The sequence below is a fragment of the Mojavia sp. genome (genome assembly GCF_059505145.1).
The window spans coordinates 336,465-352,287 of sequence record NZ_JCACKA010000063.1; the positions used below are offsets into that span (position 1 = coordinate 336,465).

General features: G+C 42.0%; 12 protein-coding genes and 1 tRNA gene. 4 read left to right on the plus strand and 9 right to left on the minus strand.

What is annotated here, in order from left to right; all coding sequences use genetic code 11:
- Window positions 1–392 precede the first annotated feature (392 nt).
- The 5 genes from AC5JL8_RS13785 to AC5JL8_RS13805 form a co-directional block, all read right to left on the minus strand.
- On the minus strand, window positions 393–3,416 hold the full coding sequence (locus AC5JL8_RS13785; protein ID WP_495880332.1) for a PAS domain-containing hybrid sensor histidine kinase/response regulator: 3,024 nt from the start codon (window positions 3,414–3,416) through the stop codon (window positions 393–395).
- Window positions 3,417–3,691: 275 nt separating this feature from the next.
- Window positions 3,692–5,944, minus strand: a complete 2,253-nt coding sequence (locus tag AC5JL8_RS13790; RefSeq protein ID WP_495880333.1) for a CHASE2 domain-containing protein — start codon at window positions 5,942–5,944, stop codon at window positions 3,692–3,694.
- Between the two features lie 333 nt (window positions 5,945–6,277).
- Window positions 6,278–6,350: transfer RNA gene (locus AC5JL8_RS13795), tRNA-Ala, on the minus strand.
- A 72-nt stretch (window positions 6,351–6,422) separates the two neighbouring features.
- The gene (locus AC5JL8_RS13800; RefSeq protein WP_495880334.1) at window positions 6,423–7,175 is read right to left on the minus strand and encodes an HAD family hydrolase; all 753 of its coding nucleotides are present in this window, start codon (window positions 7,173–7,175) and stop codon (window positions 6,423–6,425) included.
- Complete coding sequence (locus AC5JL8_RS13805; protein ID WP_495880335.1) at window positions 7,172–8,086, minus strand: class I SAM-dependent methyltransferase; 915 nt, start codon at window positions 8,084–8,086, stop codon at window positions 7,172–7,174. The genes AC5JL8_RS13800 and AC5JL8_RS13805 overlap by 4 nt, the downstream gene beginning before the upstream one ends.
- 325 nt (window positions 8,087–8,411) lie before the next feature.
- On the opposite strand from AC5JL8_RS13805, the gene AC5JL8_RS13810 reads away from it, so the two are divergent.
- Both AC5JL8_RS13810 and AC5JL8_RS13815 read left to right on the plus strand, forming a co-directional pair.
- Window positions 8,412–10,559 carry an intein-containing RctB family protein gene (locus AC5JL8_RS13810; RefSeq protein ID WP_495880336.1) on the plus strand — a complete coding sequence of 716 codons (2,148 nt, stop codon included), beginning with the start codon at window positions 8,412–8,414 and terminating at the stop codon, window positions 10,557–10,559.
- Between the two features lie 177 nt (window positions 10,560–10,736).
- Window positions 10,737–11,297, plus strand: coding sequence for a sugar O-acetyltransferase (locus AC5JL8_RS13815; protein WP_495880337.1), 561 nt, complete (start codon window positions 10,737–10,739; stop codon window positions 11,295–11,297).
- A 27-nt stretch (window positions 11,298–11,324) separates the two neighbouring features.
- On the opposite strand, the gene AC5JL8_RS13820 is transcribed toward AC5JL8_RS13815, so the two are convergent.
- Both AC5JL8_RS13820 and AC5JL8_RS13825 read right to left on the minus strand, forming a co-directional pair.
- Complete coding sequence (locus AC5JL8_RS13820; protein WP_495880338.1) at window positions 11,325–11,705, minus strand: calcium-binding protein; 381 nt, start codon at window positions 11,703–11,705, stop codon at window positions 11,325–11,327.
- A gap of 494 nt (window positions 11,706–12,199) precedes the next feature.
- Window positions 12,200–12,376 carry a helix-turn-helix domain-containing protein gene (locus AC5JL8_RS13825; protein WP_495880339.1) on the minus strand — a complete coding sequence of 59 codons (177 nt, stop codon included), beginning with the start codon at window positions 12,374–12,376 and terminating at the stop codon, window positions 12,200–12,202.
- 214 nt (window positions 12,377–12,590) lie between these two features.
- On the opposite strand from AC5JL8_RS13825, the gene AC5JL8_RS13830 reads away from it, so the two are divergent.
- Together AC5JL8_RS13830 and AC5JL8_RS13835 are read left to right on the plus strand one after the other, a co-directional pair.
- Window positions 12,591–13,181 carry a DUF2087 domain-containing protein gene (locus tag AC5JL8_RS13830; protein WP_495880340.1) on the plus strand — a complete coding sequence of 197 codons (591 nt, stop codon included), beginning with the start codon at window positions 12,591–12,593 and terminating at the stop codon, window positions 13,179–13,181.
- A 204-nt stretch (window positions 13,182–13,385) separates the two neighbouring features.
- A complete protein-coding gene (locus tag AC5JL8_RS13835; protein ID WP_495880341.1) occupies window positions 13,386–13,847 on the plus strand; it encodes an HIT family protein in 462 nt (153 codons plus the stop codon).
- A 36-nt stretch (window positions 13,848–13,883) separates the two neighbouring features.
- On the opposite strand, the gene AC5JL8_RS13840 is transcribed toward AC5JL8_RS13835, so the two are convergent.
- Window positions 13,884–14,675: an ABC transporter ATP-binding protein gene (locus AC5JL8_RS13840; RefSeq protein ID WP_495880342.1), complete on the minus strand. Its 792-nt coding sequence runs from the start codon at window positions 14,673–14,675 to the stop codon at window positions 13,884–13,886.
- The gene (locus AC5JL8_RS13845) at window positions 14,665–15,798 is read right to left on the minus strand and encodes a branched-chain amino acid ABC transporter permease (protein WP_495880343.1); all 1,134 of its coding nucleotides are present in this window, start codon (window positions 15,796–15,798) and stop codon (window positions 14,665–14,667) included. Before AC5JL8_RS13845 ends, AC5JL8_RS13840 begins: the two co-directional genes overlap by 11 nt.
- Window positions 15,799–15,823 lie beyond the last annotated feature (25 nt).

The following is a 15,823-nucleotide window of genomic DNA, read 5'->3' on the forward strand; positions in this document are numbered from 1 at the left end:
AATTTATATGATGTCCGGCAAATCACCCTGAATATGTCATTGCGAGTGGAACGAAGTGAAACGACGCAATCGCAAAGTTTTTGGGGTTGCTTCCCTTCGATCGCAATGACGGTTATTTAAACGGACATGATATTACAGCATATTTCAGGTAAATGAAATACACGGGTAGGGGAGCCACTCCGTTCGGTCGCCAGACTTGTAGACACCCGGAGGGTGGCTTAAGGCAGGGTAGGAAGTGGCGTTGCAAAACGGGCGTTGTGCCCGATAACTCATGGGGGAACTGTATTTTGCAAAACTAGCAATAATTAATAAAACATAATAATAAATCATTAGCGATCGCTTGTGCTTTAGGCAGTTTTAAAACTGAACTGTATTGATTTATAGCGCGTTTATCAACGTTGAATCAGTGTCAAAATTGCTTGTACTAACTCATCGGGTTCAACTGGCTTAGTCAAATGCTTTTGAAACCCTACTTCAAAAGCTTGCTGCTGATGAATTTCTCCAGCATAAGCAGTTAGGGCGATCGCCGGAATTTGCCCTCCCTGCTCTGGTGGTAAAGTTCTCACTTGCTTCATTAACATATAACCATTAATTTCTGGCATCCCAATATCGCTCAACAGCACATCTGGCTGCGATTCAATTAAAATAGCAAGTGCTTCGGTTGCTGAAGTCGCTGTTAATACCCTTGCCCCAGACTGTTTTAACAAAAAGGCCACAAACTCTCGCGTATCAGTATCATCATCTACTACCAAAACCTGGATACCATCGAGATCGCAGGATTGCTTTGTTAGTTCACCATCCTGATCGGTCGGTGATTGAGTGGACATGAGTGGCAGGCTCACGGTAAAGGTGGCCCCTAATCCCTCGCCTGGACTTGTTACTTGCACCGTTCCGCCATGAAGTTCGACCAAGTGACGGGCGATCGCTAGCCCTAAACCTAATCCGCCAAACTTGCGTGTGGTCGTACTATCAGCTTGACGGAAGTATTCAAACACATGAGGCAGAAACTCAGGATGGATGCCTCTACCAGTGTCGCTCACAGTAATGAGAGCTTGATTGCCAACGTACTCCAATCGTACTGCTACACTACCTCCTGTTGGTGTGAACTTCACCGCATTGGAGAGGAGATTCCAGACAACTTGCTGTAAGCGGTTTGCATCACCCAAGACTGGACTCAACTGGGGAGCGAGAGTTTTTTCGATGTTAATAGATTTGGCTTCCGCAGCTAGATGCACTGTTTCAATAGCCGCTTGAATGGTTGATATCAGATTGACTGGAGAAACATTAAGACTGAGCTTACCTTGGAGAATGCGAGAAACATCCAGCAAATCTTCAATCAGTTCCGATTGTAACTTGGCATTGCGTTCGATGGTTGCCAGGGCTTGCGCCATCTTGACCTCATCCAACTTACGAGTTTGGAGTAGTCTTGACCAGCCGAGAATCGGGTTGAGGGGCGATCGCAACTCATGAGATAAAACAGCCAAGAATTCATCCTTAATCCGGTTGGCTTGGGCTAACTCCTCAGCTCGCTGCTGTAACTCTGCAACCAAACGGGCACGTTCTAAAGCTGTGGCAACTTGGTCGCAAACTGTATGCATTAGGGATAACTCACTTAGCTGAAAGCAAGAGCGATCGCGGGTACCAAAGGAGAGAGTGCCAATAAACTGCCCTTGAGAAACTAAAGGGTAACAAGCATAAGCTTTAATTCCTAAAGACCGAATCAGTTCAGTACTTAGGTCGGTTGATTGCTGGATATTTTCTGCAACCATCGGCTGTTTGATCAATGCAACCATTCCACATATTGCTTGACCTAACTCCAACCACTCAATTTTCTCAGCAACTTGCTGGGATATCCCACCATAAGCATGTAATCGCAAACGTTGTTGTTTTTGTTCTACCAAATAGTTGAAGTAAAATTCCAGCTTTAGATGGGCAGAGAGTTTTTTGAACAAGTTGTTAATGAAGGTTTGCGGCTGCTCGTGTAAGAGTAGGTCACTAGCGACTTCAGCAAGTAGTGCTAATTTTTCATTACTCTGTTGTAAAGCTGCTTCTGCTTGCTTGCGTTCGCGGAGCGCAGCTTGTTGTTCGCTGATGTCCTGAATCAAGGCCACAAAGCCTGTGACATCGCCTTGTTCGCTAAAGTGAGGGATGTAGGTTGCACTGATGTAGCGCTTTCCCACTGCCGGATAGGTAACTTCGCACTCAAAACTTACCCGGTGCCCTGTTAATGCTGCTGCAACATAAGGACGAATACTCTCCCAAGAAGCTTCACCTAACACTTCTCGTAAGTGTAGACCATAGAATTCCGCGCAGGGACGCCCAAACCATTCCTCGTAAGCTCGATTGTTATAGCGGTAACAACCATTGACATCAATAAAGGAAATTAAGGCAGGTATTGCATTAGTCACCTGTTGTAACTGTTCTTCTTTCTGCTTTAATTCCTCTAGTAAGCCTTCGATTTGCTGCCGTGCCCGAACCTGAGCCGTTACATCAATTCCATGAGTAAGAATGCCTTCAATTTCCCCTTCAGCATTCCTCAAGGGTAGATAAACAAAATTGAAAAAGCCTTCAACTAGATTTCCGTTTCCTTCGGCATCCCAGCGCGATAGGCATTCGTCATATCTGATTGTTTCACCTGTGCGGTACACATGATCGTGAACATCGAAGTATATCTGACCTTCCATTTCTGGAAAAGCCTCACGGTCGGTTTTACCGATAATATCTTCCGATCGCCCTGTAACCCTGAGAAAGGTTGGATTAGCAAACTCGATCACCTGCTCTGGGCCTGTTAAGACAGCAAACAACGCAGGTAGCTGCACAAAAATTTCCTTGAGTCGTCTGTGTTGTGACTTTGCCTCTAATCGTGCTGTCTGTTCAAGTTCCAGTAGGCGATCGCGCTCCGCCTCTGCTTGCTTACGTTTTGTAATGTCTCGAAAATACGTTGATAGGCCTGTTGGCAATGGCTTGATACGAATTGCAAACCACTTGTTTAACTCGGAACAAAAATCTTCGTACTCAATAGGTATTTGTTCCGTCATTGCTTTGTGGTAAAGGGTATAAGCCTGTGTGCCGATTAGGGAAGGAAACACATCCCAAGCACTTCTACCCAAAAGTTCTGAGCGAGACTTGCCCAAAAGCACTTCTGCATGGCTGTTAACAATGGTGTAGCGCCATTCGGTATCTACACAAATCAAGGCATCTGGTAAACTTTCAAAAATATCAATTAATTTTTGATTGGTAGCTTGCAGCGATCGCTGTGCCTGTAATCGAGCTTTCTGCTCTTGTAAAAATTGCTCACTAAGTTCCTGTTCTCGTTCTCTGCTCTCGTTCTCTGATACTTCAAGTGCCTGAACCCGTTCGCGTAATTGTGCTATTTCATCTAAAAGCTGCTCTTTAGTTTTATCTGTATCTTCCATGTATGAATCGTTGCTTTCGATCAACTTTGAAACAGCACTCAACGGGGAAACGGAATTATTACTTGTTCTTTAACTGATATATCTTAGATAGTTGCACTAAACAACTGACGGAAGATAGATACTATAAACAGTTGTCAAAAGCCAGTTAGGATAGCCTTAAAGTAATATGTACAGTTATTAGCTTGACCCCTATACTAGCCTCAGCAGTTTAGATCATAGAATCAGAAAAAACTTACGGGTAAAATTGGTACATAAACTTAGTGGAGATTTCAACATTAAGTTCTCTGTTTATTGTGCAACACCTTGATTGAGTTGTAGAGTGCGCTTAACTGTTTCTCGACTGCTGGCGGTTGATTTGTAAAGCGAATAACAAAACTATCTGATGTTGATTGTGCCAAAATTTTACCATAGATGTCTTCACTAAATTGTGCAGAGGCATTAGGCACAATTAGGTTCAGCTTGAGATTAGTTAAAGGTGCTAAAATCTTAGATACTCCATCTTGATAAATGCAGATTTCAGCCCCCTTTGACGAAAGCTTGATTAGTCTTCCCTTCATCATGATGTTATCAATATGTTTGCCATCTAAAGCTGTATATTGCAACGGCAATGCTTCAGGTAAAGTCAAAAATATTTCTTCCTCTTTAGGCAGGTAAAAGTTATATTTTCCACCAATACCGCCAATTTGATAAATTGTGAGTGGCTGATGTACACCTTTTGGCTGTACCACTTGTTGCCCATCAATTCTAAGTAATGAGCCTACCTCTTTTAAAGTTGATTCTGAAACGAAAATTTGTCCCCCAACGGTATATGATTCGATGCGATAGGTGAGATTAACTTGGTCGCCAACAATACCATATTTAGTACGTTTCTCAGAGCCAATGTTGCCTACCACAACTTCACCAGTATTAATGCCAATACCCATTTCGAGATGAGGTAATCCTAATTGTTGCATGGTTTTGTTAACAGGCTCCATAGCTAACTGCATAGCCACAGCGCAAGCGATCGCTCTGGTGGCGTCGTCTTCTCTAACGGTGGGAGCGCCAAAAAGAACCAAGATACCATCCCCCATGAATTCATCAATAGTTCCTTGGTGCTGGGTAATCACATCAGCCATGTATCCCAAGTAGAGATTGATGATTTTAATTACTTCTTCAGCGGGTAAGCGTTCAGATACGGCCGTGAATCCGCGCAAATCAGAGGTGAGGATAGTAATCTTGCGTCGCTCACCTCCTAATTTGAGCCCTTCAGGACTTTCTAATAAATTGGCAACTACTTCAGTAGTTAAGTAACGACCAAAGGTTTTGCGAATTGCTCCTGCAGTTTTAGCTAGGTAAGCAGTTACCGCGATCGCACTTCCGACCAGAGCTAATAATGGTGGTACAACTGGTATCCACCAGCCTCCTAAAAAAGCTAAAAAAGTCATACCAATTAAAGCGATCGCTGCGAGAAAAGGAGCTACAACCTTATGAAATGAAAGCTTGCTCAGTCCGCCAGTGTATCGCAATTGCCAAATCAGATTAGCACCCACTCCAGACCATAACAAAATCCACAGCCATTCCCATAGTTCAGGCAAAGTTTTGATTAAGGGACGCCCATCAAGTACAGTGCTGAGAATTTGGCTGATGAGATTAGCATGGATTTCTACCCTTGGCGTTCTTTCTATCCCCAAAGGAAAACCACTATTGAAGGGAGAGAAAACAAAATCCTCAAAAATTTCGCCAAAGTTACCAATTAAGATGATGCGATCGCGTCCCCAATCTGATGGTACACGGTCTTTTAATATATCTGCCATCGAAACCGATTGAAAGTACCTTTTCGGCCCCCGATAGTTAAGCAAAATTTGGTATTTGCTAGCATTAGCTCGCACATAACCGCCATCATTAGCTGCAAAAGCCGGAAATAATTTTTTTCCCAATTGATAAGTTGACGACTCAATATTTGGAGAACTAATTCCTTCTTTTTGCAAATAATTTAAAGCTAAAAGCATTCCAAAGCTCCAAAGCTTTTTGTTCTTGCGATCGCTTACAGACAAAAAGCCGCGTCGGACTTTGGCATCTGCATCCAAAATTAAACCATTACCACCTACTTGACCTTTAGCTTTCAACACGGGTGATGGAGGAACATCTGCACCAGTCACTTGCTGAATGCCAATTATATTCGTAGCTTTTTGATAAACTTTGACTAGCTCTGCGTGTCCTGGTTCTACAGGTAAATCGCGGTAAATATCAACTCCAATGGCTCTAGGCTGTTTTGCTTGTAGTTTTACTAGTAACTGAGCCAGGATTTTGTCTGGTATGTAGTCTTGTCCGACAATTTCATGTAAATCTTGTTCATCAATACCAACAATTACAACGCGATCGTCAAGTGGTTCTTGGGGGCGTAAACGCATATATTGATCAAATGCTGCCCATTCCAAAAACTGAAGTACACCAGAGAAACGCAGTAAGATAATCAATCCGGTCACGCTAGGAGTGATTATCCATAAACTACGGGTTTGCCAAAGCCAATTTCTAAGCTTTGCCCACATTGAAGCATACCAAAATTATTTTTTACTGTATTGTGCTAACGTAAAATAATTGAATCGTAAATGATGTGCAACCCATTTGGTTAAAAACTTATCAAAGCGTAACTATACTTTTTTATAACTTTTATATCTAATCTTCTGCATTTATTTTCTACTGCATTTACATTTTTTCCACATGGTTGTTTTTAAAATACCTAGAGTAACTTATAAAAGTTATTGTTTGATAAGTATCAAATGTTAGTATTTTTTATTCATAGTGTTGCAGAATCAAAAGTTAAATTTGCTCACCAGTTAAAACCTCTAATTAAAACTGACAACAATTATTTAATGGACAGATGGAGAATAACGGATTTGAACCGATGACCTCTGCGGTGCGATCGCAGCGCTCTACCAGCTGAGCTAATTCCCCTTAATCAGTGTTGAGTGCTGAGTTATGATAAATATCACTCGCTAGCTCAATACCTGATCACCATAGAGTATTCTAACATTCAGTTACCGATGGCTGAGGCTGTTTCTGAGAATAAACTTCCTGCACTCGTTCAAGTTCCAAGTCACTAAGATAATCTACAGTCCAGTTACAGCAACGCTGGAGCATATGAAATGGGTAAGTATTCGCTACACCAACTACCTGCATTTGCGCTCGTTTTGCCGCTTGGATGCCGGCTGGGGTATCTTCAATTGCCAAACACTCTTGTGGTTGCAAGTTTAAATCGGGATATTCTCGATTCAGGCGTTCTACTGCCAAGAGATAACCATCTGGTTCTGGTTTGCTGGTGTTGATATCATCTCCTGCTACTATGACTTTAAAATGTTCCGCCAGCTTGGCACGGTTAAGTACTAAGTCTATTTCTTTGCGAATCGCACCACTGACTAATCCTAGTTTTAAATTGCGCGAATCTCCTGTGGAGATGCTTCGCGATCGCAGCTGAAATATCAAGTCGTCTAAACCTGGATACAAAGGCAATTTTTCGATTTTCTCTAGTTCCAGCACATATTTTTCTGCCTTTCGGTTGAGCAACTGAGTTACATATTCTTCAGTGACGATACGGCTGCGATTAGCCAGCAGTTGTTGAAAACAAGCGCGATCGCTGCGTCCTAAAGAAGCTTGGCGCTCGTTTGCCCGTTGGGGCTGGAGATTTTCCTCAACAAGAATCTCGTCTATCAACTGTAGGTGAATTCGTTCATCGTTGATGATGACACCATTAAAATCAAATAAAACTGCCTTTAAACTCATGCTCTTATGCCAAAAGCTGGGGAACCAAGTCCCTCTAAATCATGATCCACTGTGATATCTGTAGATTTTGACACGTAATGCCGAACTTTTTTTTGGCTAGTTACATCTTCTTTAGAAATCGGTTTGATGCCGCTAGTTATCTGATGTAACCACCAAATATCATGGCTTAGCAATGCTTCAAATCCCGCTTTGCTCATACTCTCATCCACATTGAGAGTGGCATACTCACGGAGATATGGCTCTTCAATAACATCATTCAGCCATTCCAGCTGACGTAGACCCCTTTGATTACCATCTAAAATTAATACTTGTCCACCAACTACCAGCAACCGGAAGCATTCTTGCAAAATTGCTTGGGATACGGCAGCTGGGATTTCCCGAAATAGTAAAGAAGCTGTTACTAAATCAAAAGAAGCATTAGGAAACGCTGTTTTCTCTGCATTGCCATGTCGCCAGAGTATGTCTAAACCAGTACTTGTGGCTTTATGTTCTGCCCTTACCAACATATAAGGGGATAAATCTAGTCCTATGACTTCTGCTTGGGGAAAAGCTTGTTTGAGCATTAAGGTAGTAGAACCTGTACCACAACCCAAGTCAAGTATGCGTCGTGGCTGTACTTTAATCGCATCAATTAAAGCCTGACGTACTAGGGTTTCATTGGGAGGCAAAAGGTACTGGATAATTGGATCGTAGGAAACTACTACCTTCGGGTTGAGATATCCACCCTCCATCCCCCGAAATTTGTAGTTACTGTAGTAATAGGGTATTGCAACATCAGCTCGTCGGAAGCGATCGCTCTGTTTCTCCCAGTCAATACTCAGAGCATAACGTTCTAACCCCTCTTCATCGATTAAAAGACGTACTACAGGGGATAATAAATTTTCCCAGATTGGATTTTGAGGAACCGCCATAGGATTGAGCCAGATGTGGATGAGCTATTGCAACCACAGTAATATTCTTTACAAATTTTAATGTATTCCTGCGAAATCTGCTTTTTCCTCTCAGGCGATCGCTAGAGAATATACTTCAGCCTTTGGTTGACGCTCGTAATTCTTTTGTAGTATGCTTGTAATACAAAATCTCCAACCTGGCAGTATTCCTTTAGCCTCACAAAAATTTCAGAAGCTAACAGAAATATCATGCAAAAAATAAAATAATACTGCTATTTAGCAAAAATATGCGTAATTTCGCGCAATATTCCAAAATTAACCATAAAAATTCAAAATAGAGAAAATTATGCCCTACGAAAAGTTAGAAATTACTACGCCAGCACCAGTCCTGTCTTGGGCAAATCACCCATTGGGGGCAGAAGAAACCAAAATGGCAAAGAATGTAGCATCACTGCCATTTGTATTTAAGCACGTAGCATTGATGCCAGATGTTCACTTAGGTAAAGGTGCTTTAGTCGGTTCTGTACTAGCCACAAAAGAAGCAATTATACCTGCTGCTGTCGGTGTGGATATTGGTTGCTTCACGGGAGATACCCTAATTCCTCTAGTGGATGGTCAGTCCTATACCATCCAAAACCTAGCAGAACAAGATCAGGAGTTCATTGTTTATGCTTGCACTCCCAGAGGAAAAATTGTAGCTGCTAAAGCAACTGCCAGGTTAACCAGACGAAATGCTCCACTAGTAAAAGTAATTCTAGATAATGGTCGAGAAATTACCTGTACTCCAGACCATCAATTTATGCTTCGGGATGGAACCTACAAAGAAGCTGAATTGCTTCAGCCTGGGACTTCTTTGATGCCCTTCTACTCACAAATTGACAAAGATGGCTATACCTTGATTGCTCAACCTTATTCTAGTAGATGGCAAAAAGCACACTGGATTATTGCCAGATCTGGGTTACTTGGTGAGATTCCCAAGATTGAGGGACAGAGAACAATAATTTATCACCGGAACTTTAATGAATCTGATAATCGACCAGAGAATCTTGAGTTCATGGGCAATCGCGATCATTCTGCTTACCACCGTTCTTTAATAGAGTGTAATCAACACTGGCACTCACCAGAATTTGAACATAAAAGAGTTACCTCGCTTGCTGAGAAAGCAAAAACTCTAGAAGGATACCAGTACTATGCTGAACGAGGAACTAAGAACATCCTTCGGTATATGGAACAGCAGCCAGAACATTTTAGAAATGCGATCGCAGGTAATGGTCATCGGGGTAAGCAATATCTAGTTGAATACAACAAAAGCGACAAAGGCAGAGTAAAGTCTCAGGAGATTGCAAACCGATACTACACCTGTGAAATTTGTGGTGCAGAAGTGAAAACTCCAATTGGACTGCATAACCACCGGAGGAAAGAACACCAATGCAATCACAAAGTTGTAGCAGTACTACCTTTAAACTACACCGAAGATGTTTACTGTCTAACAGTGCCGGAATACCATAACTTCGCGCTAACAGCTGGGGTATTTGTTCATAACTGTGGAATGTGCGCCATCAAAACGTCATTTACTGGTGAACAACTAGAAGGCAAGCTGAAGAAAATTCGCTTGGATATTGAAGCAGCAATTCCTACTGGTTTCAACGAAAATAAAGACGTTGAAAAATCTGTTACCAACTGGCAACGCTGGGCTGATTTCAAAGACTTGCATCGAGGGGTGCAAGACTTAAAAGGTAAAGCGATGAAACAGATGGGTTCTCTCGGTGGAGGAAATCATTTTATTGAAGTTTGCCTAGATACAGAGAACCAAGTTTGGCTGATGCTGCACTCTGGTTCACGCAATATCGGTAATAATCTTGCTCAGTGCCATATTAATACAGCCAAAGAGTTAGCGAAGATGGCAGGTAATCACTTGCCCGATTCAGATTTAGCTCACTTTGTAGCTGGTACACCTGAATTTCAAGCATACTGGCGTGATTTGCAGTGGGCGCAGGATTATGCCCGTGTCAACCGCGATGTAATGATGGCACGATTTAAGCGGATAATTGAGAAACATTTAGCGGGTGGCAAGTCAATTAAACCTTTATTGCAGGTAAATTGCCATCATAATTACGCCGAAAAAGAAGTACATTTTGGCGAAGATGTGTACGTTACGCGTAAGGGTGCAGTGCGCGCGCAAACTGAAGACTATGGCATTATCCCCGGTTCAATGGGGACAAAATCTTTCATCGTTAAAGGTAAAGGTAATGTCCACAGCTTCTGCTCTTGCAGTCATGGTGCGGGGCGTTTATTGTCTAGAAATAAGGCGAAAAACCTCTACACACTTGATGATTTAATTGAGCAAACCAAGGGCGTAGAATGCCGTAAAGATAGTGGCGTTTTAGATGAAATTCCTGGTGCTTACAAGCCAATAGACCAAGTAATGGAGAATCAAGCCGATTTGGTCGAAGTTGTAGCAACACTCAAGCAAGTTATGTGCGTGAAAGGATAAATTGGGTAAAGTGGGCAATGCCCACTTTACTGTTTTAGGACTTAGGCAATAACTCTCTGAAACTCTATAATTACTAATTCGTAATTTGTGATTAAAGCTACAAGTCCCTGACTTTAGTTATAGAGACAAATAAATTTCTCCCTTATTTTAAAATCTGATTCCTATAAATATTTTGTTATGGAAAGAACAGAAAAGCAGAAAATGCTGTCAGGCGAGTTATACATTGCCAATGATCCTGAATTGGTTAGTGAGAACAAGCGAGCTAGTCGTCTTTTAAGAATGTATAATGCTACTACTGAAGAACAGCAAGAACTGCGATCGCAACTCTTGCAAGAATTATTCGCAAAGGTAGGACAAAAAACATCAATTGTCCCACCATTTCACTGCGACTATGGCAATAATATTTACGCTGGCGACGGATTATATATGAACTATGGCTGTGTAATTTTAGACTGCAATACAGTTCATATTGGTGATAATGTATTGTGCGCTCCTTATGTGCAAATATATACTGCCTACCATCCTATAGAACCAGAAATTCGTCTTTCTGGTAAGGAACTAGCTGCCCCAATTAAAATTGGCAATAATGTCTGGATTGGCGGCAGTGCAATTATTTGTCCAGGTGTAACAATTGGCGACAATACTAGTATTGGTGCTGGTAGTGTAGTTGTCAAAGACATACCAGAAAATGTTGTTGCTGCGGGCAACCCTTGCCGCATCATTCGGCAATTATCCTAAAATTCAAATTAGCTAAACTTTTAACTTTTAAAATTTGTAGCCTCTGGCAAGCCAATATTGCCAATCCGCAAGTGCTTCTTGGGTTTCGCTATCAGCATCAATTGCTTCTAGTTCCGATAGCCGCGCAGTAAACACATCTTCATCCGTACCCTCCGGATAAACTACTTCCACAAACATATCTTTTAAGCACTCATCATCAGGTGCCATTCCCAAAACTTCGACTTGTTTCTCTTGCGATGGTGACGATTTGCGTCCCTTCTTCGTCCACTTAGCCATAAACGGGAAGTTCAGAGTATCGTCTAGGTAGTAATACCAACCCATCGCCCGATCCTCTTTGTCTTCAGCATCGACAATTATTTCTGTTTCGATGCGATGCTCTCTGGTTTGATCAGGTTCAACACTAGGCATAATATCAAGGCTTGCGTAGGATGAATTCTGAAATATAGTATCCCGTTTTGGTAATATCTGTCGACAAGATTCTGCACGTCTATGCTTATTAATTTTTTATCTGCTGTCTTACCTAAATCTGCATGACTCCGCATAAGATTACACTTATGTAACAGTTAAAGTGAGATATATGGAGAGTCGGGCATAATATATTGCCTCTACGCGTTTGGTCTACTCAAGTGAAAATCGCTGTAATTTAGAGAATTGCTCTAAAGCTATTACCTTAAAACAAAAATCCCCCAGTGGCTAGCTGAGGGATTGACTCTGGAACGCGAATTGACAGCAATTATCTATTAATACAATTGTACTATGATAACAGCAATTTTGTACTCAGAAAATTGCTATTGGTGAACAAAGGTATGTTTTAGCCTGGTAGCGAAATAACAATCGAACACAGTGCATCACAGCACACAGTTTTGTATTTGAAGTGTTAATGACTTAAATGAGCGAACTGCCTATAAGGTAGTCCGAGTTCTGGCTTTGTAGTCCATTAACGCGCCTTGAGTAATTACAGTTCGCCCATTTCGTCTGCTGGTGGGAATTTGTCCTTTTTGCAGAGCCATGTATAGAGTAGTTTGATCTATACCCAAGAATTTGGCTGCTTGTACAAATGAAGTGCCCTGCTTGAGCATACTTCCTGTCCTTCTCATCCTGCTTGATAATGGTTTGAACATAGCGAAATGTAAAGAACAACTTAAGAAATCTCAACTTTTGAGCGACAAATTACAAAATTAACAATAATTATCAATTTAGCAAAATATTGCCTCTGCCTGATCAGAGGGAGACAACAAGCCTGGTTTGTCTTCGGTCTAATTAGATTGAAATCGAATTAGATTATAACAAATTATGAGGAAAGAACAATTTCAGACTTTGCTGCAATTTTTTAAAGCGTTGGCGGACGAGAGCCGATTGAAGATTGTGAGTATTCTGGCGAACCAAGAGTGTAGTGTTGAAGAGCTAGCAGTGCTATTGCAACTCAAGGAACCGACAGTATCCCATCATTTATCTAAACTCAAGGAATTAAATTTAGTGACTATGCGCCCTGAGGGTAATAGCCGCTTTTACCAGTTGGATAGCGAAGCTTTGCAGAATATGAGCAAAGAAATTTTTACTGCTGAAAAAATAGCATCTTTAATTGAAGATGTGGATACTGAAGCCTGGGAAAGCAAAATCTTGAACAACTATCTACAGGGCGTTACCAACCACAGAGACGGAATACAACGCCTTAAGGAAATTCCCGCCAGCCGTAAAAAACGCTTAGTCATTCTCAAGTGGTTGGCCAGCAAATTTGAGGTGGGTGTTCAGTACCCAGAACGAACGGTGAATGAGACTCTCCAGCGCTACCATCATGACTATGCTACCTTGCGGCGAGAGTTGGTTGGCTACCAGTTAATGCAGCGAGAAAATGGAGTTTATTGGCTGCATAACAAAGTTTAAAAACGAGCCGAGCCTTTATCTCGTGAAAAGAGGAAACCTAAAGAGTAGTCTTTGGAATCTCCCGCTACACCTGCAAAGGTTAGCGGTGAGAGGATGTCAAATCGATTTCCTATAAGCTGGTTACAGATAATGACGCAAAAATTGATGAGAAGCAATATTTTTGAGAATTGGTATGAGATGTTTTTAACTTAAGGAGATCAGGGCGTGCTGGTGGATGGGTGTCTTGCGTGCAATGTCTTAACTGGAAAGATTAAGGCTCCAGGTGGAACCATTTATGAAGACGATTATTGGATTGTCGAGCATTCTTTGTCTCCTGTGCTTTTACCGGGTTATCTAATTATCAAACTCAAAAGACATTGCGAAAATTTAGCGGAACTGACACCAGAAGAAGCTATTGCTCTAGGGCCAATCATCCAAAACACCTGTTTAGCACTCTCAAGAGTGCTTAAACCAGCAAAAATTCATGTGTGTTCCTGGGGCGAACAAGTTAAGCACATCCACTTTCACGTTATTCCCCGTACCTCAGATATGCCTGTAGGTAATCTTCTATTGTTAATTTATATGCGAATTAAAAAGTTACTTAATCAACTTGGTTTGAGCAGGTGGGTGAGTGACGAGGAAGCAGCAGCAGTTGCAGCAAAAGTACGCCAAGAATTAGAGCAGTAACATCTAATCCTAGCGATCGCCAATTTCGTATACAAGCTATTTTCCTAAATAAGCTTCTAGCACTTTGGAATTACTTTGAATTTCTGCGGGTGTACCGTCAGCTAGATTTCGCCCTTCGGCAAGTACCCAAACACGATCGCACAAGGACATGATCACATCCATATTGTGTTCAATAATCAAAAAGGTCATACCTTCCTGGCGGTTCCAGGTGAGAATGCGATCGCAAATATCATCAATTAGCCTTGGATTCACTCCAGCAGCTGGTTCATCCAACAAAATCAACTTGGGATTAGTCATCAGCGCCCGTCCCATTTCCAGCAGCTTGCGTTGTCCACCAGACAAACCACCAGCATATTCATGAGCTTTTTTTGCTAATCCTACTGATTCTAATAAGAACATAGCTTGCTCTTGCAGCTGCTTTTCTTCCTTAGCCACAACGTGGGGTTGCAACTGCATCTGCCAAAAATTCTCGCCAGTTTGTTTTTGCGCCGCCAGTAGCATATTGTCTAACACCGACAACCGCGAGAGAGTCCGGGCAACCTGAAAGGTGCGTACTAGACCTTGCTGGGCGATTTGGTAGGGTTGTAAGTGATTGATTGGTTCGCCATCAAAAATCACTCGTCCCTTGTCTGGGCGGATGAAATTAGAAAGTAAATTAAAAAAGGTAGTTTTGCCAGCACCGTTGGGGCCGATCAAGCCTGTGATGCTGCCTTTAGCAACTTCTATGCTGGCTTCATTGACTGCTTTGATACCACCGAAGCTTTTACAAAGTCCCGTGGCTACCAACAAAGAAAGTGGGGATGATTGGTGATACTGGTTATTTACCAAGGGTAAGTTCCTCCTTTTTCCCTAAGATACCTTGAGGACGCCAAATCATCAGTACCATCAAAATTAAACCTATAACCATGATGCGAAATGCGCCTAGACGTGCTTCATCAAGGGGGATGATTCTGGGTAAAACTTCCCGCGTAATGGCATCGTAAGCAAAGAAAATCACCGCACCTAAAATTGTGCCAATGTTATTACCAGAACCGCCCAAAATCACCATAATCCAAGCGTCAAAAGTCAGCTGCGGTTGGAAATTATCTGGGTAAACAGCACTCAGCTGCCAAGCGAAGAAACCGCCAGCAATGCCCGCGATCGCACCTCCAAGCATGAGCGATTGTAGCTTATACCAAAAGACATTTTTACCTAATGCTTTGGGAATTTCCTCATCTTCGCGGATGGCTTTGAGGACTCGACCCCAAGGCGATCGCACCAATATTTCCAAGCGCCAGAATACAAATGCTAATACTAAAAGCGATAACAGCATTAAACCCGCTTTCGGGTTGTAATCATATAGTGTGATTACCCCAGAAATATAAATAGCTACTGCTAATAGCCCCAATAAAATCCCTACTCCCAAACGTGATGCGAATTCTTGCTTAGTAGTTTTTCTCGTCAATGACTCATTAACGCCGGAAATTCGGGTAGTACGCATCCACCGCCACAATGAATAGACAGTGACAGCAAAAACCAGTGTCAGCAGTCCAATCATCAAAAACCTAAAGAACAAATTGGGCGTTGTGGATATAGGTATAGGATAACTTTGGACACCAAACGCCCCAGAAATCCAAGTGTTACCTACAGGCAAATCCTGGTTATTTACCACCAAGCGAATTAGTTCTCCTACACCGATGGTGACAATCCCCAGATAATCTTCCCGCAAGCGCAAAGTTGCGAAACCAATTACTAAACCTAATAAAGCTGCTAAAACTGCTCCTGCGATCGCCGATATCAGTATCGGAACGCCCTTTAAGCTTAACAACACTGTTGTGTATGCTCCAAGGGTCATAAAAGCAATATGACCAAAGTTAATTAAACCTGTGAAACCCCATTGCAAGTTCAGTCCCAAACCGAACAGCGCAAAAGTTGCCGTAGAAATTGCCAGAAAGATTAAATATTCAAACATATTAATTTAGTTATTGGTCATTAGT